The organism is Shimia sp. W99 (assembly GCF_053851455.3).
In genome coordinates, this window is record NZ_JBSQBU020000001.1 from 2,040,243 (window position 1) to 2,066,662 (window position 26,420).

Genomic DNA, 26,420 nt, shown 5'->3' on the forward strand with positions numbered 1-26,420 from the left:
TCGTCGTTTTCCCTAGTCCACGAGATCCGTGAAAAGATTATCGGTTTCGGCGAAGTCCAGCATCGCCTCTTCGATCGTCCCGGCGTTGATGTCGCGCACCTCGACGCGCCCATCCCCAAAACCGACTACAACCGCGTCACAGATATCTATGAACAGCCCGTTTTCAACCACACCCGGCATCTGGTTGAGCACCATTGCCAGCTGACGCGCATCCCCGATCCGCTTCAGGTGCAAATCAAGGATGTGATTGCCTTCATCGGTCATGAACGGCGCCGCGCCGTTCATCCGCAATGTCGAATTGCGCCCCAGCACGTCCATGCTTACCAGCGTTTCCTCGATCAGCGCCTGTGTGGTCTGCCATCCAAACGGCACCACCTCGACCGGCAAGGGGAACGCGCCCAGCGTTTCCACTTCCTTGCCGACATCAGCAATCACGATCATCTGGTCGCTTGCCGTGGCCACGATCTTTTCCTGCAACAGCGCGCCGCCACCACCCTTGATCAGGTTCAGATTGCCGTCGAACTCGTCCGCACCGTCGATCGTCACGTCAAGCCACTTGGCCGCATCAAGGCTCACCACCTCGATCCCCACATCCTGCGCCAGCTGCGCAGTGCGGGTCGATGTCGGCACGCCCTTGATACGCAACCCCTGTTCCCGGACCATCTCACCCAGGCATCGCACCATCCACGCGGCGGTCGATCCCGTGCCCAGCCCGACGCGCATACCATCCTCGACATAATCCGTGGCCCGCTTTGCGGCGACGAATTTGGCCTTGTCGATGGGCGACAATTCTCCGGTCATGGCGCGACTCCCTGATTTGTTTTGTAAAGGTTATAGAAAAGAAGCGCCGCAGGTGCGAGCGCCAATTCAGCCTGCCGCACACCGGCCTTTCCATGCGCTCTCATGCCCGCCTCTGCATTGTGCCCACAACCCGGCGCATCAGGTCGACCAGCTGATCAGCCTCGGCCGCACTCAAACCTGACAAGGCCGCGTTGTTCTGCGCCTGTGCCGCCGCCTTCGCGTCCCCCTCCAGAGCGCGCGCCTTGTCCGTCAGGCGCACGATCCGCGCGCGCTTGTCCGTGGGACTGGGCTGACGTGTAATCAGCCCGTCCCGCTCCATCCGCGCAAGCGTGTTTGCCATTGTCGCCTGTTCGACATCCAGCCGCTCCACCAGGTCCCGCTGGGTCAACCCGTCACCATCCCATAGCACGAGCAGCACCATGAACTGCGCCGGCGCCAGCCCAAGCGGCTGGATGCGCCGGGCCAGCCCGGCGGCAAACAATCGCGCCATGTGATTGGCCAGAAATCCGGCCGAGTTTCCCGTTTCGAAGGTCATTGCCCCAAAAAACACTTGCATAGCACGCTATTCAACCCTATTTCGCATAGCATGCTATGTTTTAGAGGGGTTACCATGAAACTCAGACTCCACGCCATCTCGGGCGCGCTTGCCCTGCTCACGATTTCGACATTCTGGACCGGCACGGTGATCTCCGAAGTCTCTGGCAACAAAGACATGATCATCTGGGTAAAGACTGCGGTTCTCTACGGCATGATCGTGCTGATTCCGGCCATGGCGACCGCAGGCGCCACCGGCGCGATGCTCGGCAAGGGCTGGCGTCTGCCCCAGGTTGCGGCCAAGCAACGCCGCATGAAGATCATCGCCGCGAATGGCCTTCTGATCCTCCTGCCCAGCGCGGTCTTTCTCGCTTTGCGGGCCCAGTCCCACCAGTTCGATACGGCTTTCTACCTCGTGCAAGGCGTGGAACTCGTTGCCGGGGCAACCAACATCACCCTTCTGATCCGCAACATGAAGGACGGGCTCGCGCTGCGCGCACGTCGCCTGAAACGGACCGCCGCCTGAACCGCCTTGCTCGAATGCGCGCAGCCCGCAAAGGGCTGCGCCTTGGTTAACAGGATCATCGCGCGCGGTGTTTACCATGGCTGTCATGGCACACCGTACCGACGTAATACCGACGCAATACCGACGTGATACCGATCGCGATTTTCGCCTCTGTCGCCTGGTTTACCTGATCTCCGCCACCGATTCGCCCCGCACCCGCGCCGCCGCCGCAGCCTCTCGTTAATCTCATTGAACAGCCGCGTTTTGCGCGTTTTCGGCGGCAAGCGTCGCTTTGAGGCTGCCAGCCTGTCATTGCCTGCGTTATCCCTTCTGAAAACATCTCAGAATCGGACGCGCGCATGTTCCTCTCTGTCTTCGACATGTTCAAAGTGGGCGTTGGCCCCTCCTCCTCGCACACCATGGGCCCCATGGTCGCCGCCGCCCGTTTTCTTGACACCATGCGCGCGTCCCCCTTTGATTTCCACGGTCTTCGCGCTTCTCTGCATGGCTCGCTGGCCTTTACCGGCGTCGGCCACGCCACCGACCGGGCCACCATTCTTGGCCTCGCCGGGTTCCAGCCTGACAGCTACGATCACGACAAGGCCGAAATCACTCTGGCGCAGATCAAGGCAACCCACACAGTCCACCCCGAGAGCCTGCCCGCCCTGCATTTCAACCCGCAGGACGATCTGAGGTTCGATTTCGGCCCCAACCTGCCCGGCCACGCCAATGGCATGATCCTCATGGCCACCGATGCCCAGGGCGACGTGATCCTGCAGGAAACCTACTATTCCATCGGCGGCGGCTTCGTGATGACCGAAGCCGAACTCGCCGCCGGTAAGGACACCGACGAAGGCGCCCCGGTTCCCTACCCCTTCAAATCGGCTGCAGAAATGCTGGAGATGGCCCAGATCTCGGGCAAATCCATTGCCGAGATGAAAAAGGCCAACGAGATTTCGCGCGGCTGCACCGAGAGCCTCGCCAAAGGGTGCGCCCGCCTATGGCAAGTCATGAATGACTGTATCGAACGCGGCCTGACCACCGACGGAACCCTGCCCGGTGGGCTGGGCGTCAAACGCCGCGCCAAATCCATCCATGACGCGCTTCAGGCCGAACGCGGCATGAACCTCAATGCGCCCCACACGATCAACGACTGGATGAGCGCCTATGCCATGGCGGTAAACGAGGAGAACGCCGCCGGTGGACAGGTCGTCACCGCCCCCACCAACGGTGCCGCCGGGGTATTGCCGGCCGTGATCCGTTACTGGCTCGACCACGTGCCCGGTGCCACGGCCTCGCGCATCGATGAATTCCTGCTCACCGCCGCCGCGATTGGCGGCCTCGTCAAATTCAACGCGTCGATCTCGGGCGCAGAAGCCGGCTGCCAGGCCGAGGTCGGTTCCGCTTCGGCCATGGCCGCCGCCGGTCTCTGCGCCGTCATGGGCGGCACGCCCGAACAGGTCGAAAATGCCGCTGAAATCGCCCTGGAACACCATCTCGGCATGACTTGCGACCCGGTCAAGGGGTTGGTGCAGGTGCCTTGTATCGAACGCAACGGGCTGGGCGCGATCAAGGCCGTCTCCGCCGCCAGCCTTGCCTTGCGGGGCGACGGAACCCATTTCGTACCACTGGATGCGGTCATCGAAACCATGCGTCAGACCGGGGCGGACATGCACGAGAAATACAAGGAAACCTCGCTGGGTGGACTCGCCGTCAACGTTCCCAACTGCTGACGCCCCGCTCTTTCTTTTTCCAGAAATACCCCGGGGGTGAATTGCGCCCTTGGCGCAAGAGGGGGCAGCGCCCCCCAAACCCTATCGCATTGCGAAAACACAGCCATCCGTCACCAGTTGCGGTGGCGTAAGGCACATGGCCCGGGCCACGTTGAACGCGGCCAGCACCTTGGGCACGTAATCACGGGTCTCGGCATAGGGCGGCACGCCGCCATGGCTGCGCACCGCATTCTCCCCGGCATTATACCCGGCCAGCACGAGGATCGGATCGCGTTCGAAATGCTCCATCAGGTAGTCGAGAAACCGCACGCCCCCCTGAATGTTCTGGGGGGTGTCCATTGCGTCCGTCACGCCAAATCGCTCCGCCGTCGCCGGCATCAGCTGCATCAGCCCCTGCGCCCCCGCGCCGCTCACGGCGTCCCCGCGCCCGCTGGATTCCACCGCGATCACGGCAAGTACCAAGGCGGGCGAAACCTTGGTACCGACCGTTGCCTTCAATATCTCGATACCATGCGCCTCTACGATGCTGCTTAAATCCGACAAGCGTGGCGCCGCAACACCCGCCCCCATCGGGGGATTGGACAGTTTCACCAAAGCCGGTTCCAGCCGTCCCGGCCCGGAGGCATCAATCTGAGGAGAAACCCCATCCCAGAACCAACCATAACGTTGCCCGGCCACGGCCGGGGTCGCCGCGGCCACGTTCTGTGTACCCGGCACAGCAACAGCCGCCACCTGCGGTTCGATCTGAACCGTGATCCTTTTTGTCTGCCCCGGTTTGGGCGGTTTGACCCGCTTTGCCTTGAAATCCGGAAAAGGCGGCGGCGACTCGGCCGCAACCGGCCAAGCCAGCCCTGCCACGACAAGGGCCATCGCGAAATATCTGCGCCATTTCATTGAATATGCGCCTGTATGTTTTTCTGCTCCGTCTCAAGTCTTGCAAATGGCGCGCGTCAAAACCAGCCTGCAGGTCGATTCCAGCAGCGTTTTTGGCCGATTGTGCCCCACAGACCACCCTGAGAATAATGCAAAACAAACGATCTGCGCACTTTCCATTAACCATTTATCCAGCCAATTCATATAGTTGCTAAGATTTCCCTAACAAAATGACGGGGCGCGAAAATGGTGCCACTTGCGCCCAAATCCCGCCCCATTCCCCCGCAATAAATCTCTCATACCAAGTCGGACAGGCCATTGAGAGAGACGTCTGATCATCCCGGCAAGGTCGACTGAAACCAAATCTGATCCTTTGGAGGGACATACCATGATCAAGTTCATCAAGAACTTCCGCAAAGACGAAAACGGTGCCGTGACTGTTGACTGGGTTGTGCTGACCGCAGCCGTTGTTGGCCTGGCCGTTGCTGCCTACACCACCATCGAAAGCAACACCAAGACGCTGGCCGGTGCAGCTGCTGACCGCATCGCCGTTGAGAACACCCTGGCCGCTGACTAATCCTCAGCCCAGTCGAGTTTTCAGAAGGGCCGCGCTTCGGGCGCGGCCCTTTTTCATGTGATGTGCATATCGCAACGACAAAAATGGGCTACTCGCGCATGAGGGGTTTTCATCAAAAGCCATGCAACTTCCTTTGAATTGCACCAGATTCGCACGATTACAGCCCAAATCCCGCCGCATTCCGCCGCGATAAGTCTTTCATACCAAGTCGGACAGATCACTGAGAGAGACGTCTGATCACCCCGGCAAGGTCGACTGTAAACCAAATCTGATCCTTTGGAGGGACATACCATGATCAAGTTCATCAAGAACTTCCGCAAAGACGAAAACGGTGCCGTGACTGTTGACTGGGTTGTGCTGACCGCAGCCGTTGTTGGCCTGGCCGTTGCTGCTTACACCACCATCGAAAGCAACACCAAGACGCTGGCCGGTGCGGCTGCTGACCGGATCGCCGTCGAGAACACCCTGGCCGCTGACTAATCCTCAGCCCAGTCGAGTTTTAAGAAGGGCCGCGCTTCGGGCGCGGCCCTTTTCTTTGCGGTTGGGACAACTGCACACATGCTCCACCTTCGGGTCTTCGGACACGCAACAACCGCTGAAAAGAACCAGAAAGGTTCTATTGCGGCCCAAATCCCGCCGCATTCCCCCGCGATAAATCTCTCATACCAAGTCGGACAGGCCATTGAGAGAGACGTCTGATCATCCCGGCAAGGTCGACTGAAACCAAATCTGATCCTTTGGAGGGACATACCATGATCAAGTTCATCAAGAACTTCCGCAAAGACGAAAACGGTGCCGTGACTGTTGACTGGGTTGTGCTGACCGCAGCCGTTGTTGGCCTGGCCGTTGCTGCCTACACCACCATCGAAAGCAACACCAAGACGCTGGCCGGTGCAGCTGCTGACCGCATCGCCGTTGAGAACACCCTGGCCGCTGACTAATCCTCAGCCCGCCAGATCAACGAAAAGGGGCCGGTACACCTTGCGTGTCGGCCCCTTTTTTTTGCAAGGCGCACCATCTGCACGCGCCTGCGACACCGGATGCTGCCCAGGTCCTTGTTCATTCATGCACGCCGCATGAGGCTTTCCCGACATCCGATAAACGTGAGGGTTCCTGTATGAAACGGTTTCTGTTGCGCTTTCGCGCGAATGAAAACGGGGCGATCTCGGTAGAGTGGGTCGTGCTGACCGCCGCCATGGTCGGCTTCCTGCTGGCCATCATGAGCACGCTTGGGGAAAGCGCCAAGCAATCGGCGCGCGATACCGGTGCCTTCATCAATGACCGGGCCAGCTATTGATCCGGTACGCCAAAAACATGGCCAAGGCCATGAAAGATGCTCCAAGCAACCCTCAAATCGCCACATTCACCCGTCAATGTGAGGCGATAGAAATCCCAGCTGCGGTCTGATCCGCCGCTGTACAAGACGGAAAACGAGGTAAGAGACATGCGTGCTATTTTTGCAGTCGTTCTCCTTGTCGGCCTGGGACTTGCAGGAGTCGCGGTCTACATGGCCCAGAACTATATCGAAGGTTACCAGGCCGCCCTGGCCAAGGAACGCGCGGAACGCCAGACCATCGAACTGGTCGACGGGTTCATCGTCGCCCGATCGCTGAAATACGGAGAAACCCTCGTCAAGGATGACGTGCGCCGGGTCAAATGGCCCAAGGCCGCCATGCCCGAGGGCATGTTCGTGACTGTGGACGAACTTTTCCCCAAAGGCGACAACAGCAAGCGGGTTGTCCTGCGTGCCATGGAAAAAGGCGAAGTCCTGATTGCGGCCAAGCTGACCAAGCCCGGTGAAGAAGCTGGCATCGTTTCGCGTCTTCAGCGCGGCCAACGAGCCTTTGCCATCAAGGTTGACGTATCCAGCGGTGTCTCCGGCTTCCTGCGTCCCGGCGACCGCGTCGATGTCTACTGGACAGGCCGAGCCGGTGACATGAACGACTCTCGCGGTGACTTCACCAAACTGATCGAAGCGAATGTCTCGCTGATCGCGATTGACCAGACAACCAACGAAGAGGTCGACACCGGCACCATTGCACGCACCGTCACCGTGGCCGCATCTCCCCAGCAGGTCGCCGCTCTGGCCCAGGCTCAATCCACGGGCCGCCTGTCCCTGTCGCTGGTCGGCGCCGAGGATGACACGGTTGCCTCTGCCATCGAGGTGGACCAGCGCGCCCTTCTCGGGATCGAGGCCGAACAGGAAGAAGTGGTGCAGCATGTCGAAAGCAAGCAGGTCTGCACCATCAAGACCCGCAAAGGCTCCGAGATCATCCAGATCCCGATCCCGTGCACGAACTGATCAAATTCCTTTCCAAACAAGGGCGCCCGCATTCCGGGCGCCCTTTCGCCATATCCAGCTGTGGCACGGCGTCCACATGCAAAATGGCCACGAAACCATTGATTCTTGCAAAAATTCGCAAACTGGCGCACAGTGCAAGGAAATGTGGACAAAAGATCCACGAACTGAGGCGTGATCGAGAGGCAGGTCACATGACATATCGAAAAATCTTGGGTGCGGCCCTTTTGGGTGCGGCACTTGGTATCTTACCTGTTTTTGTGGGGCCGTCGTTGGCCGAAACTCTGCGGGTGGTCCGCAGTGGCACCTCTTCGACACTCGGGGTTCCGATGAACCGCGCCGTGGTCGTCGAAAGCGATGTTCCCTTTGCGGAATTGTCGATCGCCAACCCGGCCATCGCCGATATCTCGTCGCTGTCGGATCGCACGATCTATGTTCTGGGCAAATCGCCGGGCATGACAACGCTCACGCTGCTGGATGCGGCGGGCAAGCTGATCACCAATGTCGAAGTCAGCGTCGCGCCGGACATTACCGAGTTCAAGGAACGCCTGCGGCAGATCCTGCCCGGCGAGAAAATCGAAGTCCGTACCGCCAATGACGGCATCGTGCTTTCGGGGACCGTGTCCTCGATCCAGAAGCTCGATCGCGCCATGGAACTGGCACAGCGCTACTCACCGGAACGCGTCTCTAACCTGATGGTGGTCGGCGGCGTGCAACAAGTCATGCTCAAGGTCCGTTTCGCGGAAATGCAGCGCTCCGTGTCCAAGTCGCTCAGTTCCTCCTTCGCCCTCGGTGGCGAAGGCGTCGGCGTTGAGACCGGCACATGGCTGTCCGGTGACAATGGGCTTGGCAACCCCATTGCAACGCAGGAAGGCACCGTCGGCGCCATGGCGTTTCAGTTCGGCGTCGGTGCGTTCGAAGTGGGCATCCTCCTGGAAGCCCTTGAAAACAAAGGCGTTGTCCGCACCCTCGCAGAACCCAACCTGACGGCCTTGTCCGGGCAAGAGGCCAAGTTCCTTGCCGGTGGCGAATACCCCGTCCCGGTGGCCCAGGAAAACGGAGCGATCACCGTGGAATTCAAACCCTTCGGTGTCGAGCTGAATTTCGTGCCACGCGTCGTCGACAGCGACCTGATCAATCTCGAGATGGCCGCTGCCGTCTCCTCGGTGGACAGCACCAACAGCTATTCGGACGGAACCCTGACGATCAACGCTTTCAAACGGCGCGAAACCTCGACCACGGTTGAACTGCGCGACGGCGAGAGCTTTGCCATTGCCGGGTTGCTGATGGACGACTTTCTGGACAACAATGCGCAGGTGCCCTGGCTTGGGGACATCCCCGTACTGGGCGCCCTGTTCCGCAGCGCAGATTACCAGCGCAACCAGTCCGAACTGGTCATCATCGTCACCGCCCATCTCGTAACCCCCACCCGTGGCGAGGCGCTGGCCCTGCCGACGGATCGTGTGAAACCCCCGACAGAGCAGGACCTGTTCCTGTTTGGCCATGTCGCCGATGACGCCAAGCGGCGCAAGCCCAAGAAGGGCCCGGCGAGCGAAGTGGCCAAACAGGACTTCTCTGGCTCTTACGGCTATGTGATGGATTGAGGAGCAGGAAGATGTGGAAGAAACTCGCTACCCTCGCTCTGTTTGCCCTGGCAGCCTGTTCGGATGGCGACGGTGACTACGTACCTTCGTGGTTCCGCGAAGCCGGCTCAGTCGTGGACTCAGGCAATTTCGGCTATGCCACCATGAACAACGTCGGCATTCAGAACGGCGACAAGCAATATGTTCTGAGCCTCGCCAACCGTTTCGCGGAAGAAGTGGACACAACGATCAATTTCGACTTCGACAGCGCCCAACTTGACGAGGCCGCCCGCACGACGCTGCGCCAGCAGGCATCGTGGATCCTTCAATTCCCCGAAGTGCGCTTCAAGGTCTACGGGCACACCGATGCCGTCGGCAGCCATGGCTACAACAAGTCGCTCGGCATGCGTCGCGCCCGCGCCGTGGTCAGCTACTTGGCATCACAGGGCATCGGTCGTGATCGTCTCGAGGCCGTCGTATCGCTTGGCAAGACCCAGCCGCTGATCGTCTCCCAGGGCCGTGAACGTCGCAATCGCCGCACCGTCACCGAAGTGACCGGCTTTGTCGAACGGCACCCGACCGTGCTGGATGGGAAATACGCCCAGATCATCGCGCGCGAGTATACCGCAAGCGCGACCTACCGCACACAATTGTCCGGTCTGTCTGCAACGGGTGAAACCAGCGACTAAGCGTTCAAACCAACAACAAATACAAAGGACCGGCCCCCGTGGCCGGTCCTTTTTTGTTGCGGAAACGATCGGGCAACTTTTCCGCTATCGTCGCATAATTCCGCACAATTTCGGTTTTTTGGCCCCAATGTTGCCCAACTTGCCAGCGAATTTCACTTGCATGGGACCAGTGTGCCGACACGAGTCGGTTCCCTCGGTTTCCAACAATCAGGGGGCATGGCGACAGCGACAAGAAGCCAGCACCCCCTAGGAACGAATTGCGGCCTGACCGCGAGCGAGGAACTTGAGGCTTATGACGAGTAGCGAGCCGATCCAGACCGAGCAGAGCCCGATCCTGGCGTGTACCATTTGCCGGGACGTGCAGAACTTCGAACTCCTTATCGTGGATATGGAGGAGGCGCTTGGCGAACAATGGGGCGACCTTGGTTTCGAGGACGCGATCCCGTTCATGGAGCAGCCAGAGGCTGCGCATCTGGAATTCATCGCTCTTGCCATCGACGACATGGACGAGGACAACCTCGCCGAGCTGACCAATATCATCTCCGCAGCGCGCGAACGCAATATCCGCACACTTCTGATCGCCGAGGACGTCACGCCGGCATCGCTGCACCACCTGTTGCGCCAAGGTGCCAACGAATTCATCCCCTACCCTCTGCCGCCGGGCGAACTGCAAAACGTCATCGACAAGATGCACGCCGTCGAACCCGAGCCGGAACCCGTTCCGCAACAGGCAACCGTTTCGCTGAGTTCCGCCGCAGAGTCCCGCGAAGGTGTGCTGATCGCGGTTCAGGGGCTTGCCGGAGGCACCGGCGCCACCACGCTGGCCGTCAACCTCGCCTGGGAACTGGCCACGATCGACAAGAAGAATTCGCCAACCGTGTGCCTGCTGGATTTCGACCTGCAATTCGGTTCGGTTTCGACCTTCCTTGACCTGCCGCGCCAGGATGCGGCCTTCGAGGTGATCACCGACACAGAGGCGCTGGACAGCGAAAGTTTCGGACAGGCTCTGCAGACCTACCAGGAAAAACTGCACGTCCTGACCTCGCCCCCCGACATCATCCCGATGGATCTCGTATCCCCCGAAGATGTCGAACGTGTGGTTGGTATGGCGCGGCGCCACTACGATTATGTGATCGTGGACATGCCCTCGACATTGGTCCAGTGGTCCGAAGTCGTCCTGAACGCGGCCCATGTCTACTTTGCGACGATGGAAATCGACATGCGTTCCGCCCAGAACGCCATGCGCCTCAAGCGTGCGCTTCAGGCCGAGGACCTGCCCTTCGAAAAACTGCGCTACGTCATGAACCGCGCGCCGAAATTCACCGACCTGAGCGGCAAGAGCCGCGTCAAGCGCCTAGCCGAAAGCCTCGGCATCTCGATCGACGTGCACCTCCCGGACGGCGGCAAGCCGATCGCGGCGGCAAGCGACCATGGCGAACCGCTGGCGCTGAACGTGCCCAAGAATCCGCTCCGCAAGGAAATCTCGAAACTCGCGGTCAGCTTGCACGAGCTTGACCAGTCCGACGACAAAGCAGCCTGAGGGAGGAATAAACCATGTTCTCTCGCTACAAGAAGACAACCGAACCCAAGAAGCCAAATCCGGCGGTTGCCGAAAAGGCCGCGAAGACGCTCAAGGGCAAACTCGCAGAAAAACCCGCAGCCCCGGCTGCGGCTGCCACGCCGGACGCGACAGCCAAGAAACCGATCATGCGCAAACCGATGGTCAAGACCGCTGCACAGCCTGTGGCCGGCGACAAGGAGCGGCGGCGCAAGGAGCGACTTGGCGAAATCAAGCTCGAACTTCACCGCGAACTGCTCGACAACCTGAACCTTGCCGCCCTCGACAAGGCATCGGAAAAGGAGCTGCGCGCAGAGATCGGCTCGATCGCGACTGAAGTTCTGCAGGAAAAGGCCATCGTTCTGAACCGCGAAGAGCGCTCCACGCTGTTTCAGGAACTCTACGATGAAGTGACCGGCCTCGGCCCGCTCGAAACCCTGCTTCAGGACGAAAGCGTCAACGATATTCTGGTGAACGGGCCCAAGCAGATCTTTGTCGAACGTGCCGGCAAGCTGCAATTGACCGACATCGTGTTCAAAGATGAAAAGCACCTACTTCGCATCATCGACAAGATCGTATCCGCCGTGGGCCGCCGCGTCGATGAATCCAACCCCTATGTCGACGCCCGTCTTCAGGACGGCTCGCGTTTCAACGCCATGGTGCCCCCGATTGCCGTGGACGGCTCGCTGGTCTCCATTCGTAAGTTCAAGAAAGACAAGCTGGGCATTGACGACCTCGTCGGCTTTGGCGCGTTTTCCGAACAGATGGCCGCCTATCTTCAGGCCGCCGTGGCCACTCGCCTCAACGTGATCGTCTCCGGCGGTACCGGTTCCGGTAAAACGACGACGCTCAACGCGCTGTCGTCCTTCATCGACAATGCCGAACGTATTCTCACCATCGAGGACACCGCCGAACTTCAGCTGCAACAAACCCATGTTGGCCGGATGGAAAGCCGCCCGCCCAACGTCGAAGGCAAGGGCGAGGTGTCCCCGCGCGACTGTCTCAAGAACGCCCTGCGGATGCGCCCTGACCGCATCATCGTGGGCGAGACGCGCGGCGAAGAAGTGATCGACATGCTGCAGGCCATGAACACCGGCCACGACGGGTCCATGACCACGATCCACGCCAACTCGGCCCGCGATGGCGTGTCCCGTCTGGAAAACATGATCGCCATGGCTGGGATCGAGATGCCGATCAAGGCCGTGCGCTCCCAGATTTCCTCGGCTGTAAACCTCATCGTGCAGGCCAGCCGCCTGCAGGACGGTTCGCGCCGCATGACATCGATCACCGAGATCACCGGCATGGAAGGCGACGTCATCTCGATGCAGGAGGTGTTCCGCTACCAGCGCACCGGCCTGACACCCGACAACAAGATCATCGGCCACTTCACCGCAACCGGTGTGCGTAGCCATTATTCCGAACGTTTCCGCATGTGGGGCTACGACCTGCCTGCCGAAATCTATGAACCGACCGCGGGGTAACTGATATGCCGTTTTCTCCTGAACTCATCGTCTATGGCATGATCTTCATCGGCGTTTTTGTCCTTGTCGAAGGCGTCTACCTGACCGTCTTCGGCAAATCGATCTCGCTCAACAGCCGCGTCAATCGCCGCCTCGAAATGCTCGACAAGGGCGCGCGGCGTGAAGAAGTGCTCGAACAGCTCCGCAAGGAGATGAAGCAGCACGGCGAAACCCGCACCATTCCTCTTTATTCGCTTCTGGCGGACAAGGCCCAGAAGGCCGCGATTGCCTTCACGCCCAAGCAACTCATGATGATGATGGCCGCCGTAACCGCCTTTGCCTTTGTTGGCCTGAGTGTCGGCACCCAGACCGGCCCCGTCACAACAGCACTCATCTCGGTGATGATGGGCGTGGGCGGCGTCTATTTCTGGGTCAGCATGAAGGCGGGCAAGCGCGTTGCAATGATCGAAGAGCAACTGCCGGACGCCATCGAACTGATGGTGCGCAGCTTGCGCGTCGGCCATCCGTTCTCCTCGGCGATCCAGATTGTTTCGAAAGAAATCGACGACCCGCTGGCCACCGAATTCGGTGTCATCGCCGACGAAAGTGCCTACGGTCGCGACCTTGGCGAAGCGCTGAAAGACATGGCCGAACGCCTGGATATGCAGGATTTGCGCTTCCTCGCCGTGGCCGTGACCATCCAGCAGCAATCGGGTGGTAACCTGGCCGAGATCCTCGCCGGTCTCTCCAAGGTGATCCGCGCCCGCTTCCGCCTGTTCCGCCGCGTGAAAGCCATCACCGCCGAGGCAAAATGGTCGGGCAAGTTCCTGTCCGCCTTCCCGGTCGTCGCGCTGATCGTGATCAACCTCTTGGATCCGAACTACTACGACGAAGTGAAACCCCATCCTTGGTTCATTCCCGGCTGTATCGCCGTGGGTATGTTCCTGGCCGCCAACCTGTTCGTGATGCGCGTGCTGACGAACATCAAGGTCTGAGGAGACGCCGATATGAACACCTTTGAAGCGCTCAACATGATGCTGACCGACATTCTCGGTCCCCGTGGTCCGATGATCGGCCTCTCGGTCGTGGTCGTTTTCCTGATCCTCCTCATCATCCCACTTCTGATGAGCCGCAAGGAAGACCCGATCGACAAACTCAAGCGCAGCCAGACAGAAGGCGGCAAGAAAGACCAGCGCAAGGAAGCACTGCGCCGCAAGGGCGCCAATGCCAAGCTGGACAAATACAAGCAGTTCCTTGAACCTAAGAACGAAGAGGAACTGAGCTCGGTGCGCCTCACGCTGATGCAGGCGGGCTATCCGTCGCGCGATGCCGTGCGTGCCTATCACCTGTCGCAGATGCTGCTTGGCATCGGTGGATTGATCCTCGGTGTTCTCTATTTCGTCTATGTCAAAGGTACCGACGGGGCCACCACCAAGGACACGCTGATGTACACGCTTGGCCCCGGCGTTATTGGATACATGCTGCCCAAATATTGGGTCACGCGCCGCGTCGCCGCCCGCAAGGAAGAGATCACCTCCGGCTTCCCGGACTCGCTCGATATGATGCTCGTTTGTGTTGAGGCAGGCCAGTCGCTCGACCAGTCCATCGTCCGCGTCGCCGGGGAACTGCGCGCCTCCTATCCTTCATTGGCCGACGAATTCCAGATCGTCGCCTACGAGATGAAAGCCGGTAAGGACAAGGCGCAGGTGCTTTCGGACATGGGCGAGCGCTGCGGCGTTCAGGATGTCTCGTCTTTCGTGACGGTGCTGATCCAGTCGGCCACCTTCGGTACGTCGATTGCCGAAGCGCTGCGGGTCTATGCCAGCGAGATGCGGGACAAACGCGTGATGCGCGCCGAAGAGGCCGCAAACAAGTTGCCAACCAAGATGACACTCGCCACTATGATGCTCACAGTCCCGCCGCTGCTGATCATCCTGGTCTCGCCGTCGATCGTCGGCATCGGCAACATGGGCCAATAATACGAACCGAGCATGACCACCTTACGGGCCTCTGCCCTTGTCATCCTGCTACTGTCTTTGGCCGCCTGTTCTTCGGGCGGCCTTGGCACGTCCGACGACAGCCCCTTTGCCCCACCTGTCGACACGTCCAAGGATGCCGTGGACGGTCTTGTGGTCGGCTGGCGTTTGATGGAAGCTGGAGAATACGAACTGGCGCTCGACGCCTTTGCCCGCCACGCGGTCGATCACGGCACCACGCCAGAGCTCAAGGCCGCTGTCGGCACCGCCTATATCGGGCTGGGGCGCCTTGGTCAGGCCGAGACACTGTTGCGCGAAAGCCTCAAAGAAGGCCCTGACCACCCGGAAACATGGAACAATCTCGGCGTGGTGCTCATGGAAAAGGGCGAATTACCCGAGGCAGAGCTGGTTTTTCGCAAGGCTTATGCGCTCGACAATGGCGAAAGTGACTCGATCCGCGACAATTTGCGCTTAGCGCTCGCAAAATCTGAAAACCCCGGCTATGATGACGGGAAAACACAAGACTACAAATTGGTGCGGCGGGGCAGCAGCGACTACCTCATCCGGCAAACACCATAAAGGGCACGAGCAGTATAAGGACGCAAAAAATGCGCCATCCTTTCCTTGGGACAGTCTGCGTGGCAGCAATCGCCATGCTTTCGGCATGCGCTGACACGACTGACGAAAGCGTCGAACGCGCAATCCAGAATGTGAACGCGGTGGATGACAGCAACCTGTCAGACATCATGTTGACGGTGGCAGACCCGAACGAGGGGGTCTCCTATTTCCAGCGAACCCTGAAGGATCATCCCGACCGGATCGACCTTCAACGCGGTCTGGCGATCTCTTTCGTGCGCGCCAAACGCTATACCGAGGCCGTGCCGGCCTGGACGAAAGTGACCAAGCACGAAGACAGCACGGCCAACGACCGCGTCGATCTTGCCGACGCCCAGATCAGGGCCGGCAAATGGGAAGATGCGGAAAAGACGCTTGATGATATTCCGCCCACGCATGAAACCTTCAAACGCTATCGGCTCGAGGCGATGATCGCCGACAGCAACAAGGAATGGTCGCGCGCCGACAGCTTCTATGAAACCGCCGTGGGCCTCACCACCCGCCCCGCCGGGGTCATGAACAACTGGGGCTATTCCAAGCTCACCCGAGGCGACTACGCCGAGGCCGAGCGCCTGTTCGGCGAAGCCATCCGTCAGGACAACACGCTGTTCACCGCCAAGAACAACATGGTTCTCGCCCGCGGTGCCCAGCGCAAATACACGCTTCCCGTGATCCCCATGGTCCAGACCGAGCGCGCCCAGTTGCTGCACACGCTGGCGCTCTCCGCGATCAAGCAGGGTGACACTGCCACAGGCAAGGCGCTCCTGCGCGAGGCGATCGACACGCACCCGCAGCATTTCGAGGCCGCCGTGCGGGCCTTGCGGGCACTCGAAAACACCTAGTCAGGGGCACCCGCGATGCAAATCACTGCATATTCCGCGATGTGGTTCCTGCCCTTCGTCCTGCCGATCTGCTTCTATGTCGCCTGGTCGGACATGCGCGCCATGCGCATTCCCAACCAGTCGGTACTGGTTCTGCTCGGTGTGTTCCTGGTGATTGGCCTGCTCGCGCTACCCTTCACGGAATACGCCTATCGTCTTCTGCATGTCGTCGTGATCCTGCTGATTGGCATGGTGCTCAACGCCGGGGGACTCATCGGCGCGGGCGACGCCAAGTTCTCCGCCGCCGCCGCGCCCTTCATCGCCTTTGGCGATCTGCGCCTGTTGCTTGCGATCTTTGCCGCCACGCTCCTTGCCGCCTGGGTGACACACCGCATTGCCAAGCATTCCCCGATCCGCCGCGCTGTGCCCGACTGGGATAGCTGGGATCAGGGCTGGGATTTCCCGATGGGCCTCGCCCTTGGTGGCGCTCTGGCGACCTACCTTGTGCTCGGAGCCATCTACGGGGCCTGAACCAGCCTGAATATCGCCATTTTTCTGGTGTGTAACCAAGGCAAGGAATCTGGCGCCCGCATTGCGCCCTGTTGGAGATTTGCCAATGAACATGCAGACATCCCATGTGATGGCCCCGCCCCCGCCCAAGCGGCTCGAAGAGATGAAACTGCCCGTCGTCATGATGCGCGACATCCTTCTCAAGACCATGTTCCGCAAGAATATCGACTTGGTGTCCGACCTCGCCGGGGCAATCTGCCTGCCGCGCGCCGTCACCCAGGAATTGGTCGACATGGCCCGCGAACAGCGCCTGCTCGAGGCGACAGGTACGCTCAACGCCAATAACGGCAATGAAATGGGCTATCAGCTGACGGATCTCGGCAAATCCCGGGCGCAGGACGCGCTGGCCCAATCCGAGTATTTCGGCGCGATGCCGGTGCCGCTCGATGTCTACCGCGAACAGGTCAAACGCCAATCCATCCGCAACATCCAGATTACCCGCCAGCAGCTGACCGATGCCATGGGCCACCTGATCCTGCCGGACTCGCTGCTCGATCACCTTGGACCGGCCGTGAGCTCGGGACGCTCTATCCTGATGTACGGCCCGCCCGGCAACGGTAAATCCTCTATCTCCAACGGCATCCGCGACGCCATGGGCGACAAGATCTATGTGCCCCGCGCCATCGAATATGCAGGCCAGGTGATCACCGTCTATGACCCGATCGTGCATTCTGCTGCCGAAGGCGATGAACAGGATGAAAACTCCCTGCGCCGCGTCGCCCGTTTTGACAGCCGCTATGTCAGATGCGACCGCCCCACCGTGATCACCGGGGGCGAACTGTCGCTCAACATGCTCGACCTTGTCTACAACCCCACCGCCCGCACCTATCAGGCCCCGCTGCAGCTCAAATCGACCGGTGGCATCTTCATCGTCGACGACCTTGGCCGCCAGGAAGAACCGCCTCAAGCGCTCGTCAACCGCTGGATCGTACCGCTGGAAGAAAGCAAGGACATCCTCGCCCTGCAATCGGGCGAGAAGTTCGAAGTGCCCTTCGACACGCTGGTGATCTTCTCGACCAACTTTCACCCCAACGAGATCTTCGACCAGGCCGCGCTGCGCCGGATCTTCTTCAAGATCAAGATCGACGGCCCCAACCAGGCCAACTTCCTCAAGATCTTCGCACTGGTCGCCAAGAAAAAGAAGATGCCGCTCGACGAAGAGGCCCTCGTGCACCTTCTCAAGCACAAGTACCCGACGATCGACAATGTCTATGCCAACTACCAGCCGGTCTTCCTGATCGACCAGATGATCTCGATCTGCGAGTTCGAAGGCATCCCCTACCAGATGTCCCCCGCGCTGATCGACCGCGCCTGGGCCAACATGTTCGTCAAGGACGAGCACATCGTCAAATAGGGGCACGCCCGCACTTTCTATTTCTACAAGTATCCCGGGGGGAGGCGCAGCCCGCTGCGACAGGGGGCAGCGCGCCCCCTTTTCCCGACGCCCCGCATCCCCTAAATAAAGGTCATGACACCCTTGGCCCATATCGCCGCGCTCCCGGTGCGCGCCTATCGCCTGATCTTCTCCCCGTGGGTCGGCTTCAACTGCCGCTATCAGCCGACCTGTTCCGCCTATGCGCTTGAAGCGCTGGAAAAGCACGGGGCGGTCAAGGGAAGCTGGCTGACCCTGCGCCGGATCGGGCGCTGTCACCCCTTGGGCAGCAGCGGCTATGATCCCGTCCCTCCGGGCAAGGAATAGGATTCAGGCGACCGCCAAAAAAGCTGCCCCGCTCAATCAATCCCTGAATCCCGACCGTCGCAAACACGCAATCGGCCGCCGATCTTTGCGCCCACCGGGCTAACACGCTGGACAGCTGATCTGGCGGTTCCTACGGTGCGACCATAACTTTATTGCTTCAGGAGTTGAGCATGCGCCTTGTTACCAAAATTGCCATTTTCACCACCGCCGCCCTCTGCGCCGCTCCGGCCATGGCCGAAAAATTCCTCGGCTACGGAGCCATCGAAGGCTGGAACGTCTATGTCGATACCGAGAAAAAATCCTGCATGATCGAAACCAAGGACGATTTCGAAAATGTCGTGCAGATGGGCCTGACCCGGGATCGGGGCGTGGCCTATATCGGCGTATTTACCAAGGCGGAAACCGACATCCGCAAAGGGGCAAAGTCTGCTGTGGCCGTGCTGATCGGGGACAATCTCTATGTAGGCGAAGCGACAGGGATGCGTGGGAACATCACCAAGGGCTATTCCGGCGGTTACGTGCTGACCGACGATCCGCAGGTGTTCGATGACATCGCCAAGGCCTACACCATGACGGTGTTTCCCGAAAAGAGCTACAGCTTCTTCGTCGATCTCAAGGGCACGGCCAAGGCGCTTGAGCTGGCCAAGAAGTGCAACGCCGAGCAAGTGCAGTAAACACAGGCCGGGGGGCACGCCCCCCACTCAAACGCTTGCCCGGTGGGCCGATTTCCCATAAAGCCGCCCCATGCTTGACGATCTCGATGATATCCACCCGCTGTTCCACGGCGCGCCGTCCTCCGCCAGTTTCAAGAAACTGCGCAAACGCATCGTGCGACAGACGCGCGAGGCGATTGAACAATACGGCATGATCGAACGCGACAGCCGCTGGCTTGTCTGCCTGTCCGGCGGCAAGGACAGCTATACCCTGCTCGCCGTTTTGCACGAATTGAAATGGCGCGGCCTTCTGCCGGTCGAATTACTGGCCTGCAACCTCGATCAGGGGCAGCCGGGCTTTCCCTCGACCGTATTACCGGAATTCCTTGAAAAGATGGGGGTCGAACATCGGGTCGAGTATCAGGACACCTATTCCGTTGTGAAGGACAAGGTCCCCGAGGGGCGAACCTATTGCGCGCTCTGTTCTCGTCTGCGCCGCGGCAACCTTTATCGCATTGCCCGCGAAGAAGGGTGTTCCGCGGTCGTTCTCGGGCATCATCGTGACGACATTCTCGAAACCTTCTTCATGAACCTCTTCCATGGCGGGCGTCTTGCAACCATGCCGCCCAAGCTGGTCAATGAAGAGGGCGATCTCTTTGTATACCGCCCGCTGGCCCATGTCGCCGAGGCCGATTGCGAGAAGTTTGCGCGTGACATGCAGTACCCGATCATCCCTTGTGATCTCTGCGGATCTCAGGACGGGCTGCAGCGCCAGCAGGTCAAGCAAATCCTTGATCAATGGGAAAAAAACAGCCCCGGTCGGCGGCAGGTCATGTTCCGTTCCCTGATGAACATCAGACCAAGCCACATGCTCGATCCCAAGCTTTTTGATTTTGCGGGGCTGATGCGCGGGTCTGTAAAATTTGAACAAATTGACACGGAAGTCCCCAGGCTGCGTTAACGGTCAGGTCAACATGTGCCTCTAACCTTGATGGGAATCGCTGCCATCAGGGACATGATACATGCCGCTGCGCCTGGGACCGTTACTCAACCTGCTTCGGACCGCCCCTCCTGCGGAGACGTCATTGTGGCGCCGTCTGCCTATCCTGATTCCGGTCGTATCACTTGCGGCCTGGATGCTCGCGGGCGAATCCGGCCTGTTGATTGCCGCCTTGTTGCTGCCTCTGCCGCTGCTGCTTCTGCGTGGTACCGCCGCCGCGCCAAGTCGGCGGCGCGCGTCGCAAACCGATGCGTTGACAGGCGCGCTCTTGTCCTCCCCGTTCGAAAGGCGTTTTCAGGCACTCATGCGCTCCCTGCCCAACAACGGACGCACAACCGCGTGTTTCTCGATCAAGATCGACGATTTTGCGCGGCTGCGCGAAACCTATGGAGATGCCGAGGCGGATCAGGTGCTGAAATTCACGGCAGAGCGTATTGTCCGCGCCCTGCGCAGCGATGATCTCGTCGCCCGCTCGGGGGACGCGACATTTCTGATCGCGCTTGATCCTGTGCGCCTGCTCGACCTTGAAACCGGGTTGCAACTTGCCGTGCGGCTGCAAACCGCGATCGAGGAACCCGTTCCCCTGCGCATGGCATCAATCTATGCCTCCTGTTCGATCGGATTTTGTTTGGCTGCCCGCATACGCGACGCAACCGCGCGCGCCCTGATCCAATCGGCGGAAATGGCGATGACAGAAGCCCGTCGCGCCGGCCATTCGAGTATCCGCGCCTTTTCGGCCGACATGCGTCGCAAGGTCGTGACCCGCCGTCGAACAGAAAGCGAAGCCGCCCGCACCCTGGAGCGCGATCAGATCCGCGCTTGGTATCAGCCCCAGATTTCAACCGACACAGGACGGGTCACGGGGTTCGAAGTACTGGCCCGCTGGGAGCACCCCTCGCGCGGCATCCTTGCCCCTTATGAATTCCTCGATGTCCTCACCCAGACGGGCCAGATGTCGCGCCTGGCCGACTACATGCTGGCGCAGGCGTTGAACGCCGTGCGTGCGTGGGATGAGGCCGGCTTGAATGTCCCCATGGTCGGCGTGAACTTTTCCGGTGACGAACTGCGCAGCCCGTCATTGCTCGACCGGATTCGCTGGGAACTGGACCGCACCGGCCTCGCCCCGTCACGGCTGGCGGTCGAAATCCTCGAAAGCGTGATCGCCGGGGCACCCGACGACATGGTGGTGCGCAATGTCGAGGCTCTCGCCAAACTTGGATGCGCCATCGACCTTGATGATTTCGGCACGGGACATGCCTCGATATCGTCGATTCGCCGGATGCCGATATCCCGGCTCAAGATCGACCGCTCTTTCGTCACGCATGTCGACAGCGACCCGGAACAGCAGCGCATGATCGCCGCCATTGTCACCATGGCCGAGCGGCTGGGCCTTGAAACCCTGTCCGAGGGCGTCGAAAACGCCGCCGAACACGCCATGCTCGCTCAATTGGGCTGCCGCCACGTCCAGGGCTTTGGCATCGCCCGTCCCATGCCCTTTGCCGATACGCTCGGATGGATGGAGAAACACAAGGCCAAACTCTGTCTTCCCCCCGAAATTGGGAGAAAGTCGGGGTGAACCTGCCGATCCGGGTCGCTCGGGGCTCAGAATCGGGCACAACCCCCTTGACCTTTGGGGCGCACCTCTGTTGAACCACCCCAACGTTTCAAAGACAGGTGGCCTTCGGCAATGGACGATCAGAACAAGAACCTCATCCTCGCGACAGCGCTCAGCTTCGTCGTGATCCTGGTTTGGTTTGTCATGTTCCCTCCCCCGGAACAACCGGTGGAAGACCCCAACGCCGTGATTGCGGCGGATGGTTCCGTACCCGTGGCGCCGACCGCCACCGCGCCTTCGGCGGCCCCCGCGGCCGAAACCGGGACAACCACAACCGAAGCCGTCCCGGACGCCCCGCGCGTTGACATCGACACCGCCCGCCTGAGCGGCTCGATTTCGCTGGTCGGCGGTCGCATCGACGACCTGAAACTGAACGACTACCGCGAAACACTGGATGAAGGCGCACCGATCGTCTCTTTCCTTTCCCCGTCCGGCCAGCCGCACGCCTATTATGCGCTCTATGGCTGGGCGCCCGGTGCCGGCCTGAGCTACGATCAGGTTCCCGGCTCCAACACCGAATGGACCGTGGAAAATGGCGACAAACTGACCGAAACCGCCCCGATTACCCTGAAATGGGACAACGGCGCAGGGCTGACCTTCCGCCGCACCATTTCGCTGGACGAAAACTACATGTTCTCGGTCGAACAATCGGTTGAGAACACCGGTGCAGGCACTGTTTCGCTGGCGCCCTACGGCATTCTTGCCCGCCATGGGGAGCCCGGGGATCTCAAGAACTTCTTCATCCTGCACGAAGGTCTGATCGCCATGGCCGATGGCGAGCTGACCGAAACCGATTATGACGGCATGACGGACTACCCGTTCGAACAGCGCGAAGGCGCGCGCGCCGAGGTCACGCAAGTGACCGAGAATGGCTGGATCGGCTTTACCGATCACTACTGGATGGCCACCCTCATCCCCCAGCCCGGCACCGCCTTCAAATCCGTCGCCAAATATGACGAGCGCCGCGACATCTACCAGACCGAAGCCGTCATGCCGACCCTGACCGTGGCCCAGGGCAGCACCGTCGCCACCACCTCGCAACTGTTTGCCGGGGCCAAGGAATGGGCCACCATCCGCGATTATCAGAAATCGGGTGGCGTTCAGGGCTTCCTCGATTCCATCGACTGGGGCTGGTTCTTCTTCCTGACCAAACCGATGTTCGCCCTTCTGCACTGGCTCAACAGTTTCATTGGCAACATGGGCTGGGCCATTATCGGCCTGACCATCGCGATCAAGATCATCGTCTTCCCGCTGGCCTACAAATCCTACGCCTCCATGGCCAAGATGAAGGAACTCCAGCCGCAGATGGAAGCCCTCAAGGAGGCCGCCGGCGACGACCGTCAGAAGATGCAGCAGGGCATGATGGAGCTTTACAAGAAGGAAAAGGTGAACCCCGCCTCGGGTTGTCTGCCGATCCTGATCCAGATCCCGATCTTCTTCTCGCTCTACAAGGTGATCTTCGTCACCCTCGAATTGCGCCATGCCCCGTGGATCGGCTGGATCACCGACCTTTCGGCACCGGATCCGTCCTCGATCTTCAACCTCTTCGGGATTCTGCCCTTTGCCGTGCCGGAACTCGGCTTCCTCGAAATCCTCAGCCTTGGCATTCTACCGATCCTGCTGGGTATCTCGATGTGGCTTCAGCAGAAACTGAACCCGGCCCCCACCGACCCGACGCAGCAGATGATCTTTGCCTGGATGCCGTGGGTCTTCATGTTCATGCTGGGCAGCTTTGCCAGCGGCCTCGTGGTCTACTGGATCACCAACAACGTGATCACCTTCACGCAGCAGTACCTGATCATGCGCAGCCACGGCTACAAGCCTGACGTCTTTGGCAACATCCGGTCGAGCTTCAAGCGCAAGCCCAAACCGGACGCCAAGTGATGGGCCGCGTCGCGGCTCTCTGGCGGCACCCGATCAAGGCTCATGGGCGCGAAGCCCTGGGCCGGGTGTCCCTGACCGAGGGGCAGACCTTTCCCTGGGATCGCCGCTGGGCCGTGGCACACCAAGCTGCAAAGACAACGGGGGGCGAATGGGCCCCCTGTGCCAATTTTTCCCGCGCCGCCAAGGCGCCCTCGCTGATGGCAATCACCGCGCAAACTGACGAAACGACGGGCCGGATCACCCTCAGCCACCCCGACCTCTGGGACCTCACCTTTGACCCCGACACACAGGGCGAAAAACTGATCCAGTGGGCGCGCCCGATCATGCCCGCCGACCGCGCCGCTTCGGCCCGCGTTGTCCCGGCGGGGGACCACGGCATGACCGATACCATGTTCCCTTCGATCTCGATCCACACCACCGCGTCACACCGCGCCGTCGAAGGCCGTATGGGTCGCAAACTCTCGACCGAACGCTGGCGCGGCAATATCTGGCTCGACGGTTTTGCGCCGTGGGAAGAATTCGACTGGATCGGCAAGACGCTCCGTATCGGCTCCGCCGAGATCGAAATCCGCGAACCGATCACCCGCTGCCTTGCCACCACTGCCAACCCCGATACCGGCCACCGCGATGCAGACACGCTGGGCGTTTTGAATGAGGTGTTTGGCCATCAGGAATTTGGCGTCTACGGTGTGGTCACAAAATCCGGCGACATCGCCATAGACTCCCCCGCAGAGGTGCTCTGATGCAACTGCCTTTCCCGCTTGTCGAAGATCTTGACCCCTTTGCCGTCGAAAAAGGGCGCAAGCTTTTTGACGGCGCCAACAGCGACTTTCTCAAGGGCGTCGTGGCCATGTCCGGCCTGCCCCCGTCCGACCGGGTCGAAGTCTGCTTCGCGGGCCGCTCCAACGTGGGCAAATCCAGCCTGATCAATGCGCTGACCAACCGTACCCGCCTTGCCCGCGCCTCCAACACACCGGGCCGCACACAGGAAATCAACTTTTTCACCCTGTCCGACAGCCATTACCTCGTCGACCTGCCCGGCTATGGCTATGCCAACGCGCCGCTCGCTGTGGTCGAGAAATGGCAAAAGCTACTAAAACAATACCTCTCGGGCCGCGCCAACTTGCGCCGCGCCTTCGTCCTGATCGACACCCGCCACGGGATCAAGGCCGTGGACGAGGAAATCATGTCCCTTCTCGACAGCTCTGCCGTGACCTTTCAGGCAGTGTTGACCAAGGCCGACAAGGTCAAGGAAAAGGACCGAGAGAAGGTGCTGAAACAGGTCCGGGAAAAGCTCTCCAAACACCCCGCCGCCTTCCCCGAGATCGTGCTGACCTCTTCCGAAAAGGGCGACGGGCTCGCCGAACTGCGCGCCATCATCGCCGGGCTGGACTAGAGCCGTGTCGCTCACCGGCATCGGTGTGGCCGGCTGTGGCCGCATGGGGGCTCCCATGCTCGCCACGCTGCGTGCCGCCGGTTTCGACGCGCAAGGTTTCGACATCCGCCCCGCAAAAGAATTCGGCCCCCTCGCCCCTCACATGCGCCCCCTGCACGAGTTCGGCGCCCATATCCGCACCCTCATCACGGTTGTGCGCGACATCACCCAGACCGACGACGTTCTGTTCGGCGCCCAGAACCTCGCCACAGCCCCCAATCTGCAATCGGTGATCATCTCCTCCACGCTCAGCCCGCGCTATGTCACTGATCTGCGCAACCGCATTCCCGCGCATGTCACCCTGATGGATGCCCCCATGTCCGGCGCCGCCATCGCCGCAGAAGAGGCGCGCCTGTCCTTCATGCTGGGCGGAGACACCGACGCGCTCGATCGCCACCAGCCCCTGTTTGATGCCATGGGTGCGCATTTTCACCGCATGGGCGGATTTGGAACCGGCATGCAGGCCAAGGTGCTCAACAACCTGCTCGCCGCCTCCAACACAGCCATGACCCGGCTTGTGCTCGATTGGGCCGACGCCGCCGGGATCGACGAAACCGCTCTGCTGAATTTGATCCACACCTCTTCCGGGCAAAACTGGTTCGCCTCCGGCTTCAACGACATCGAGTTCGCGCGCGATGGTCTCGACCCGGAAAACACCATTGGCATCCTCGTCAAAGACGTCGCCTCCGCCCTGGATGCCGCCCCGCCGGACGCCGACACAACCCTTCCCGAAACCGTGCAAGCCGCCATTCGCGCTCTCCGCCCGCGGTGAATACCCGCGTCGCAGCCATTTCCATCCACCCAAAAAGTTGCGCCCCTCCGCCTTTTGCGGCATGAGTGCCCCATGACCAAACACGCCCGCGCCCTCGCCGTTCATCTCTTCACCGCCACCGGCGCGGTTTTCGCCATGCTGGCCATGCTGGCCGCCGTCGACGGCAAATGGAGCCTCATGTTCCTCTGGCTGGTTGTGGCCTTCGTGGTCGACGGGTTCGATGGCCCAATGGCGCGCCGCTATCATGTCAAGAAATATGCGCCAGAGTTCGACGGTGTATTGCTTGACCTGATCATCGACTACCTGACCTATGTCTTCATCCCGGCCTTCGCCCTCTTCAAATCCGGGCTCATGGACGGCTGGACCGGTTGGTTCGCGATCATCGTGATCACCTTTACCTCGGCTCTCTATTTTGCCGACACCCGCATGAAAACAAAGGACAACTCCTTTTCCGGCTTCCCCGGATGCTGGAACATGCTGGTGATCGTGATCTTCGCGGTTGAGCCAAACTTCTGGGTGAGCCTCGCCCTCGTCACGGTTTTGGCCATCGCCATGTTCCTGCCGATCAAGTTCATCCACCCGGTCCGCACCGAACGCTGGCGCCTTGTTTCCCTGCCCATGGCCGTCGCCTGGACCTTCTTTGCCGGCTGGGCGGCCTGGGTCGATTTCCATCCCGAAAGCTGGGCCCACTGGGGCCTAGTCGCCACCTCCGCCTACCTTCTGGTCGCCGGGGCCGCGCAACAGCTGATCTTCCGCGAAACGCTCTGA

General features: G+C 60.4%; 29 protein-coding genes. 26 read left to right on the forward strand and 3 right to left on the reverse strand.

Translation table 11 applies throughout. The features are described 5' to 3' along the window. Positions 1-12: 12 nt before the first annotated feature. The gene (gene rpiA, locus ACS3QZ_RS10210) at positions 13-801 is read right to left on the reverse strand and encodes a ribose-5-phosphate isomerase RpiA (protein WP_456037734.1); all 789 of its coding nucleotides are present in this window, start codon (positions 799-801) and stop codon (positions 13-15) included. 100 nt (positions 802-901) lie between these two features. Next, positions 902-1,336 carry a MarR family winged helix-turn-helix transcriptional regulator gene (locus ACS3QZ_RS10215; protein WP_093092510.1) on the reverse strand — a complete coding sequence of 145 codons (435 nt, stop codon included), beginning with the start codon at positions 1,334-1,336 and terminating at the stop codon, positions 902-904. Positions 1,337-1,411: 75 nt separating this feature from the next. Between ACS3QZ_RS10215 and ACS3QZ_RS10220 the strand changes: the two genes are divergently transcribed. Further along, entirely contained in the window at positions 1,412-1,861 is a 450-nt protein-coding gene (locus ACS3QZ_RS10220) for a hypothetical protein (RefSeq protein WP_456037735.1), read from the forward strand. 338 nt (positions 1,862-2,199) lie between these two features. Continuing rightward, positions 2,200-3,573, forward strand: coding sequence for an L-serine ammonia-lyase (locus tag ACS3QZ_RS10225; RefSeq protein ID WP_456037736.1), 1,374 nt, complete (start codon positions 2,200-2,202; stop codon positions 3,571-3,573). Between the two features lie 81 nt (positions 3,574-3,654). On the opposite strand, the gene ACS3QZ_RS10230 is transcribed toward ACS3QZ_RS10225, so the two are convergent. Further along, positions 3,655-4,467 carry a lytic transglycosylase domain-containing protein gene (locus tag ACS3QZ_RS10230; RefSeq protein ID WP_456037737.1) on the reverse strand — a complete coding sequence of 271 codons (813 nt, stop codon included), beginning with the start codon at positions 4,465-4,467 and terminating at the stop codon, positions 3,655-3,657. Positions 4,468-4,834: 367 nt separating this feature from the next. Here ACS3QZ_RS10230 and ACS3QZ_RS10235 point away from each other — a divergent pair, with 367 nt between their 5' ends. From ACS3QZ_RS10235 to ACS3QZ_RS10350, 24 genes are all read left to right on the forward strand, one after another. Then, a complete protein-coding gene (locus tag ACS3QZ_RS10235) occupies positions 4,835-5,023 on the forward strand; it encodes a hypothetical protein (RefSeq protein ID WP_093090728.1) in 189 nt (62 codons plus the stop codon). A gap of 291 nt (positions 5,024-5,314) precedes the next feature. Then, positions 5,315-5,503: a hypothetical protein gene (locus ACS3QZ_RS10240; protein ID WP_093090728.1), complete on the forward strand. Its 189-nt coding sequence runs from the start codon at positions 5,315-5,317 to the stop codon at positions 5,501-5,503. A 272-nt stretch (positions 5,504-5,775) separates the two neighbouring features. After that, positions 5,776-5,964 (forward strand): hypothetical protein, encoded by a 189-nt coding sequence (locus ACS3QZ_RS10245; RefSeq protein WP_093090728.1) that lies wholly within the window; start codon positions 5,776-5,778, stop codon positions 5,962-5,964. A 176-nt stretch (positions 5,965-6,140) separates the two neighbouring features. Then, the gene (locus ACS3QZ_RS10250) at positions 6,141-6,320 is read left to right on the forward strand and encodes a Flp family type IVb pilin (protein ID WP_456037738.1); all 180 of its coding nucleotides are present in this window, start codon (positions 6,141-6,143) and stop codon (positions 6,318-6,320) included. A gap of 147 nt (positions 6,321-6,467) precedes the next feature. Next, complete coding sequence (gene cpaB / locus ACS3QZ_RS10255; protein ID WP_093090732.1) at positions 6,468-7,325, forward strand: Flp pilus assembly protein CpaB; 858 nt, start codon at positions 6,468-6,470, stop codon at positions 7,323-7,325. Between the two features lie 191 nt (positions 7,326-7,516). Continuing rightward, positions 7,517-8,926: a type II and III secretion system protein family protein gene (locus tag ACS3QZ_RS10260; RefSeq protein ID WP_093092514.1), complete on the forward strand. Its 1,410-nt coding sequence runs from the start codon at positions 7,517-7,519 to the stop codon at positions 8,924-8,926. A gap of 11 nt (positions 8,927-8,937) precedes the next feature. Beyond that, complete coding sequence (locus ACS3QZ_RS10265) at positions 8,938-9,594, forward strand: OmpA family protein (RefSeq protein WP_093090734.1); 657 nt, start codon at positions 8,938-8,940, stop codon at positions 9,592-9,594. Between the two features lie 292 nt (positions 9,595-9,886). Then, a complete protein-coding gene (locus ACS3QZ_RS10270) occupies positions 9,887-11,134 on the forward strand; it encodes a CpaE/TadZ family protein (RefSeq protein ID WP_456037739.1) in 1,248 nt (415 codons plus the stop codon). A 14-nt stretch (positions 11,135-11,148) separates the two neighbouring features. Then, complete coding sequence (locus ACS3QZ_RS10275) at positions 11,149-12,633, forward strand: TadA family conjugal transfer-associated ATPase (RefSeq protein ID WP_456037740.1); 1,485 nt, start codon at positions 11,149-11,151, stop codon at positions 12,631-12,633. Positions 12,634-12,638: 5 nt separating this feature from the next. Beyond that, a complete protein-coding gene (locus tag ACS3QZ_RS10280) occupies positions 12,639-13,607 on the forward strand; it encodes a type II secretion system F family protein (RefSeq protein ID WP_456037741.1) in 969 nt (322 codons plus the stop codon). 12 nt (positions 13,608-13,619) lie between these two features. Then, the gene (locus ACS3QZ_RS10285) at positions 13,620-14,591 is read left to right on the forward strand and encodes a type II secretion system F family protein (protein ID WP_456037742.1); all 972 of its coding nucleotides are present in this window, start codon (positions 13,620-13,622) and stop codon (positions 14,589-14,591) included. Positions 14,592-14,603: 12 nt separating this feature from the next. Further along, positions 14,604-15,167 carry a tetratricopeptide repeat protein gene (locus ACS3QZ_RS10290; protein WP_456037743.1) on the forward strand — a complete coding sequence of 188 codons (564 nt, stop codon included), beginning with the start codon at positions 14,604-14,606 and terminating at the stop codon, positions 15,165-15,167. 29 nt (positions 15,168-15,196) lie between these two features. Then, positions 15,197-16,045, forward strand: coding sequence for a tetratricopeptide repeat protein (locus ACS3QZ_RS10295; protein WP_456037744.1), 849 nt, complete (start codon positions 15,197-15,199; stop codon positions 16,043-16,045). 15 nt (positions 16,046-16,060) lie between these two features. Beyond that, positions 16,061-16,555 (forward strand): prepilin peptidase, encoded by a 495-nt coding sequence (locus ACS3QZ_RS10300; protein WP_456037745.1) that lies wholly within the window; start codon positions 16,061-16,063, stop codon positions 16,553-16,555. An 85-nt stretch (positions 16,556-16,640) separates the two neighbouring features. Next, a complete protein-coding gene (locus ACS3QZ_RS10305) occupies positions 16,641-17,948 on the forward strand; it encodes a DUF8689 domain-containing protein (RefSeq protein ID WP_456037746.1) in 1,308 nt (435 codons plus the stop codon). A 114-nt stretch (positions 17,949-18,062) separates the two neighbouring features. Further along, on the forward strand, positions 18,063-18,293 hold the full coding sequence (gene yidD / locus ACS3QZ_RS10310) for a membrane protein insertion efficiency factor YidD (protein ID WP_093090751.1): 231 nt from the start codon (positions 18,063-18,065) through the stop codon (positions 18,291-18,293). Between the two features lie 170 nt (positions 18,294-18,463). Continuing rightward, entirely contained in the window at positions 18,464-18,967 is a 504-nt protein-coding gene (locus ACS3QZ_RS10315; RefSeq protein ID WP_456037747.1) for a hypothetical protein, read from the forward strand. Between the two features lie 70 nt (positions 18,968-19,037). Next, a complete protein-coding gene (ttcA, locus tag ACS3QZ_RS10320; protein ID WP_456037748.1) occupies positions 19,038-19,907 on the forward strand; it encodes a tRNA 2-thiocytidine(32) synthetase TtcA in 870 nt (289 codons plus the stop codon). Positions 19,908-19,968: 61 nt separating this feature from the next. Continuing rightward, the gene (locus ACS3QZ_RS10325) at positions 19,969-21,522 is read left to right on the forward strand and encodes a putative bifunctional diguanylate cyclase/phosphodiesterase (RefSeq protein WP_456037749.1); all 1,554 of its coding nucleotides are present in this window, start codon (positions 19,969-19,971) and stop codon (positions 21,520-21,522) included. Between the two features lie 111 nt (positions 21,523-21,633). Continuing rightward, on the forward strand, positions 21,634-23,445 hold the full coding sequence (gene yidC, locus ACS3QZ_RS10330) for a membrane protein insertase YidC (protein WP_456037750.1): 1,812 nt from the start codon (positions 21,634-21,636) through the stop codon (positions 23,443-23,445). Then, positions 23,442-24,188, forward strand: coding sequence for an MOSC domain-containing protein (locus tag ACS3QZ_RS10335; RefSeq protein ID WP_456037751.1), 747 nt, complete (start codon positions 23,442-23,444; stop codon positions 24,186-24,188). The genes yidC and ACS3QZ_RS10335 overlap by 4 nt, the downstream gene beginning before the upstream one ends. After that, a complete protein-coding gene (gene yihA, locus ACS3QZ_RS10340) occupies positions 24,188-24,841 on the forward strand; it encodes a ribosome biogenesis GTP-binding protein YihA/YsxC (RefSeq protein WP_456037752.1) in 654 nt (217 codons plus the stop codon). The genes ACS3QZ_RS10335 and yihA overlap by 1 nt, the downstream gene beginning before the upstream one ends. A 4-nt stretch (positions 24,842-24,845) precedes the next feature. Then, on the forward strand, positions 24,846-25,652 hold the full coding sequence (locus tag ACS3QZ_RS10345; RefSeq protein ID WP_456037753.1) for an NAD(P)-dependent oxidoreductase: 807 nt from the start codon (positions 24,846-24,848) through the stop codon (positions 25,650-25,652). A 72-nt stretch (positions 25,653-25,724) separates the two neighbouring features. Next, a complete protein-coding gene (locus ACS3QZ_RS10350; RefSeq protein WP_456037754.1) occupies positions 25,725-26,420 on the forward strand; it encodes a CDP-alcohol phosphatidyltransferase family protein in 696 nt (231 codons plus the stop codon).

Bases quoted from the DNA above. Each gene is read 5' to 3' on its own strand.
- rpiA (WP_456037734.1), bottom strand. From the start codon at position 801: ATGACCGGAGAATTGTCGCCCATCGACAAGGCCAAATTCGTCGCCGCA.
- ACS3QZ_RS10215 (WP_093092510.1), bottom strand. From the start codon at position 1,336: ATGACCTTCGAAACGGGAAACTCGGCCGGATTTCTGGCCAATCACATG.
- ACS3QZ_RS10220 (WP_456037735.1), top strand. From the start codon at position 1,412: ATGAAACTCAGACTCCACGCCATCTCGGGCGCGCTTGCCCTGCTCACG.
- ACS3QZ_RS10225 (WP_456037736.1), top strand. From the start codon at position 2,200: ATGTTCCTCTCTGTCTTCGACATGTTCAAAGTGGGCGTTGGCCCCTCC.
- ACS3QZ_RS10230 (WP_456037737.1), bottom strand. From the start codon at position 4,467: ATGAAATGGCGCAGATATTTCGCGATGGCCCTTGTCGTGGCAGGGCTG.
- ACS3QZ_RS10235 (WP_093090728.1), top strand. From the start codon at position 4,835: ATGATCAAGTTCATCAAGAACTTCCGCAAAGACGAAAACGGTGCCGTG.
- ACS3QZ_RS10240 (WP_093090728.1), top strand. From the start codon at position 5,315: ATGATCAAGTTCATCAAGAACTTCCGCAAAGACGAAAACGGTGCCGTG.
- ACS3QZ_RS10245 (WP_093090728.1), top strand. From the start codon at position 5,776: ATGATCAAGTTCATCAAGAACTTCCGCAAAGACGAAAACGGTGCCGTG.
- ACS3QZ_RS10250 (WP_456037738.1), top strand. From the start codon at position 6,141: ATGAAACGGTTTCTGTTGCGCTTTCGCGCGAATGAAAACGGGGCGATC.
- cpaB (WP_093090732.1), top strand. From the start codon at position 6,468: ATGCGTGCTATTTTTGCAGTCGTTCTCCTTGTCGGCCTGGGACTTGCA.
- ACS3QZ_RS10260 (WP_093092514.1), top strand. From the start codon at position 7,517: ATGACATATCGAAAAATCTTGGGTGCGGCCCTTTTGGGTGCGGCACTT.
- ACS3QZ_RS10265 (WP_093090734.1), top strand. From the start codon at position 8,938: ATGTGGAAGAAACTCGCTACCCTCGCTCTGTTTGCCCTGGCAGCCTGT.
- ACS3QZ_RS10270 (WP_456037739.1), top strand. From the start codon at position 9,887: ATGACGAGTAGCGAGCCGATCCAGACCGAGCAGAGCCCGATCCTGGCG.
- ACS3QZ_RS10275 (WP_456037740.1), top strand. From the start codon at position 11,149: ATGTTCTCTCGCTACAAGAAGACAACCGAACCCAAGAAGCCAAATCCG.
- ACS3QZ_RS10280 (WP_456037741.1), top strand. From the start codon at position 12,639: ATGCCGTTTTCTCCTGAACTCATCGTCTATGGCATGATCTTCATCGGC.
- ACS3QZ_RS10285 (WP_456037742.1), top strand. From the start codon at position 13,620: ATGAACACCTTTGAAGCGCTCAACATGATGCTGACCGACATTCTCGGT.
- ACS3QZ_RS10290 (WP_456037743.1), top strand. From the start codon at position 14,604: ATGACCACCTTACGGGCCTCTGCCCTTGTCATCCTGCTACTGTCTTTG.
- ACS3QZ_RS10295 (WP_456037744.1), top strand. From the start codon at position 15,197: ATGCGCCATCCTTTCCTTGGGACAGTCTGCGTGGCAGCAATCGCCATG.
- ACS3QZ_RS10300 (WP_456037745.1), top strand. From the start codon at position 16,061: ATGCAAATCACTGCATATTCCGCGATGTGGTTCCTGCCCTTCGTCCTG.
- ACS3QZ_RS10305 (WP_456037746.1), top strand. From the start codon at position 16,641: ATGAACATGCAGACATCCCATGTGATGGCCCCGCCCCCGCCCAAGCGG.
- yidD (WP_093090751.1), top strand. From the start codon at position 18,063: ATGACACCCTTGGCCCATATCGCCGCGCTCCCGGTGCGCGCCTATCGC.
- ACS3QZ_RS10315 (WP_456037747.1), top strand. From the start codon at position 18,464: ATGCGCCTTGTTACCAAAATTGCCATTTTCACCACCGCCGCCCTCTGC.
- ttcA (WP_456037748.1), top strand. From the start codon at position 19,038: ATGCTTGACGATCTCGATGATATCCACCCGCTGTTCCACGGCGCGCCG.
- ACS3QZ_RS10325 (WP_456037749.1), top strand. From the start codon at position 19,969: ATGCCGCTGCGCCTGGGACCGTTACTCAACCTGCTTCGGACCGCCCCT.
- yidC (WP_456037750.1), top strand. From the start codon at position 21,634: ATGGACGATCAGAACAAGAACCTCATCCTCGCGACAGCGCTCAGCTTC.
- yihA (WP_456037752.1), top strand. From the start codon at position 24,188: ATGCAACTGCCTTTCCCGCTTGTCGAAGATCTTGACCCCTTTGCCGTC.
- ACS3QZ_RS10350 (WP_456037754.1), top strand. From the start codon at position 25,725: ATGACCAAACACGCCCGCGCCCTCGCCGTTCATCTCTTCACCGCCACC.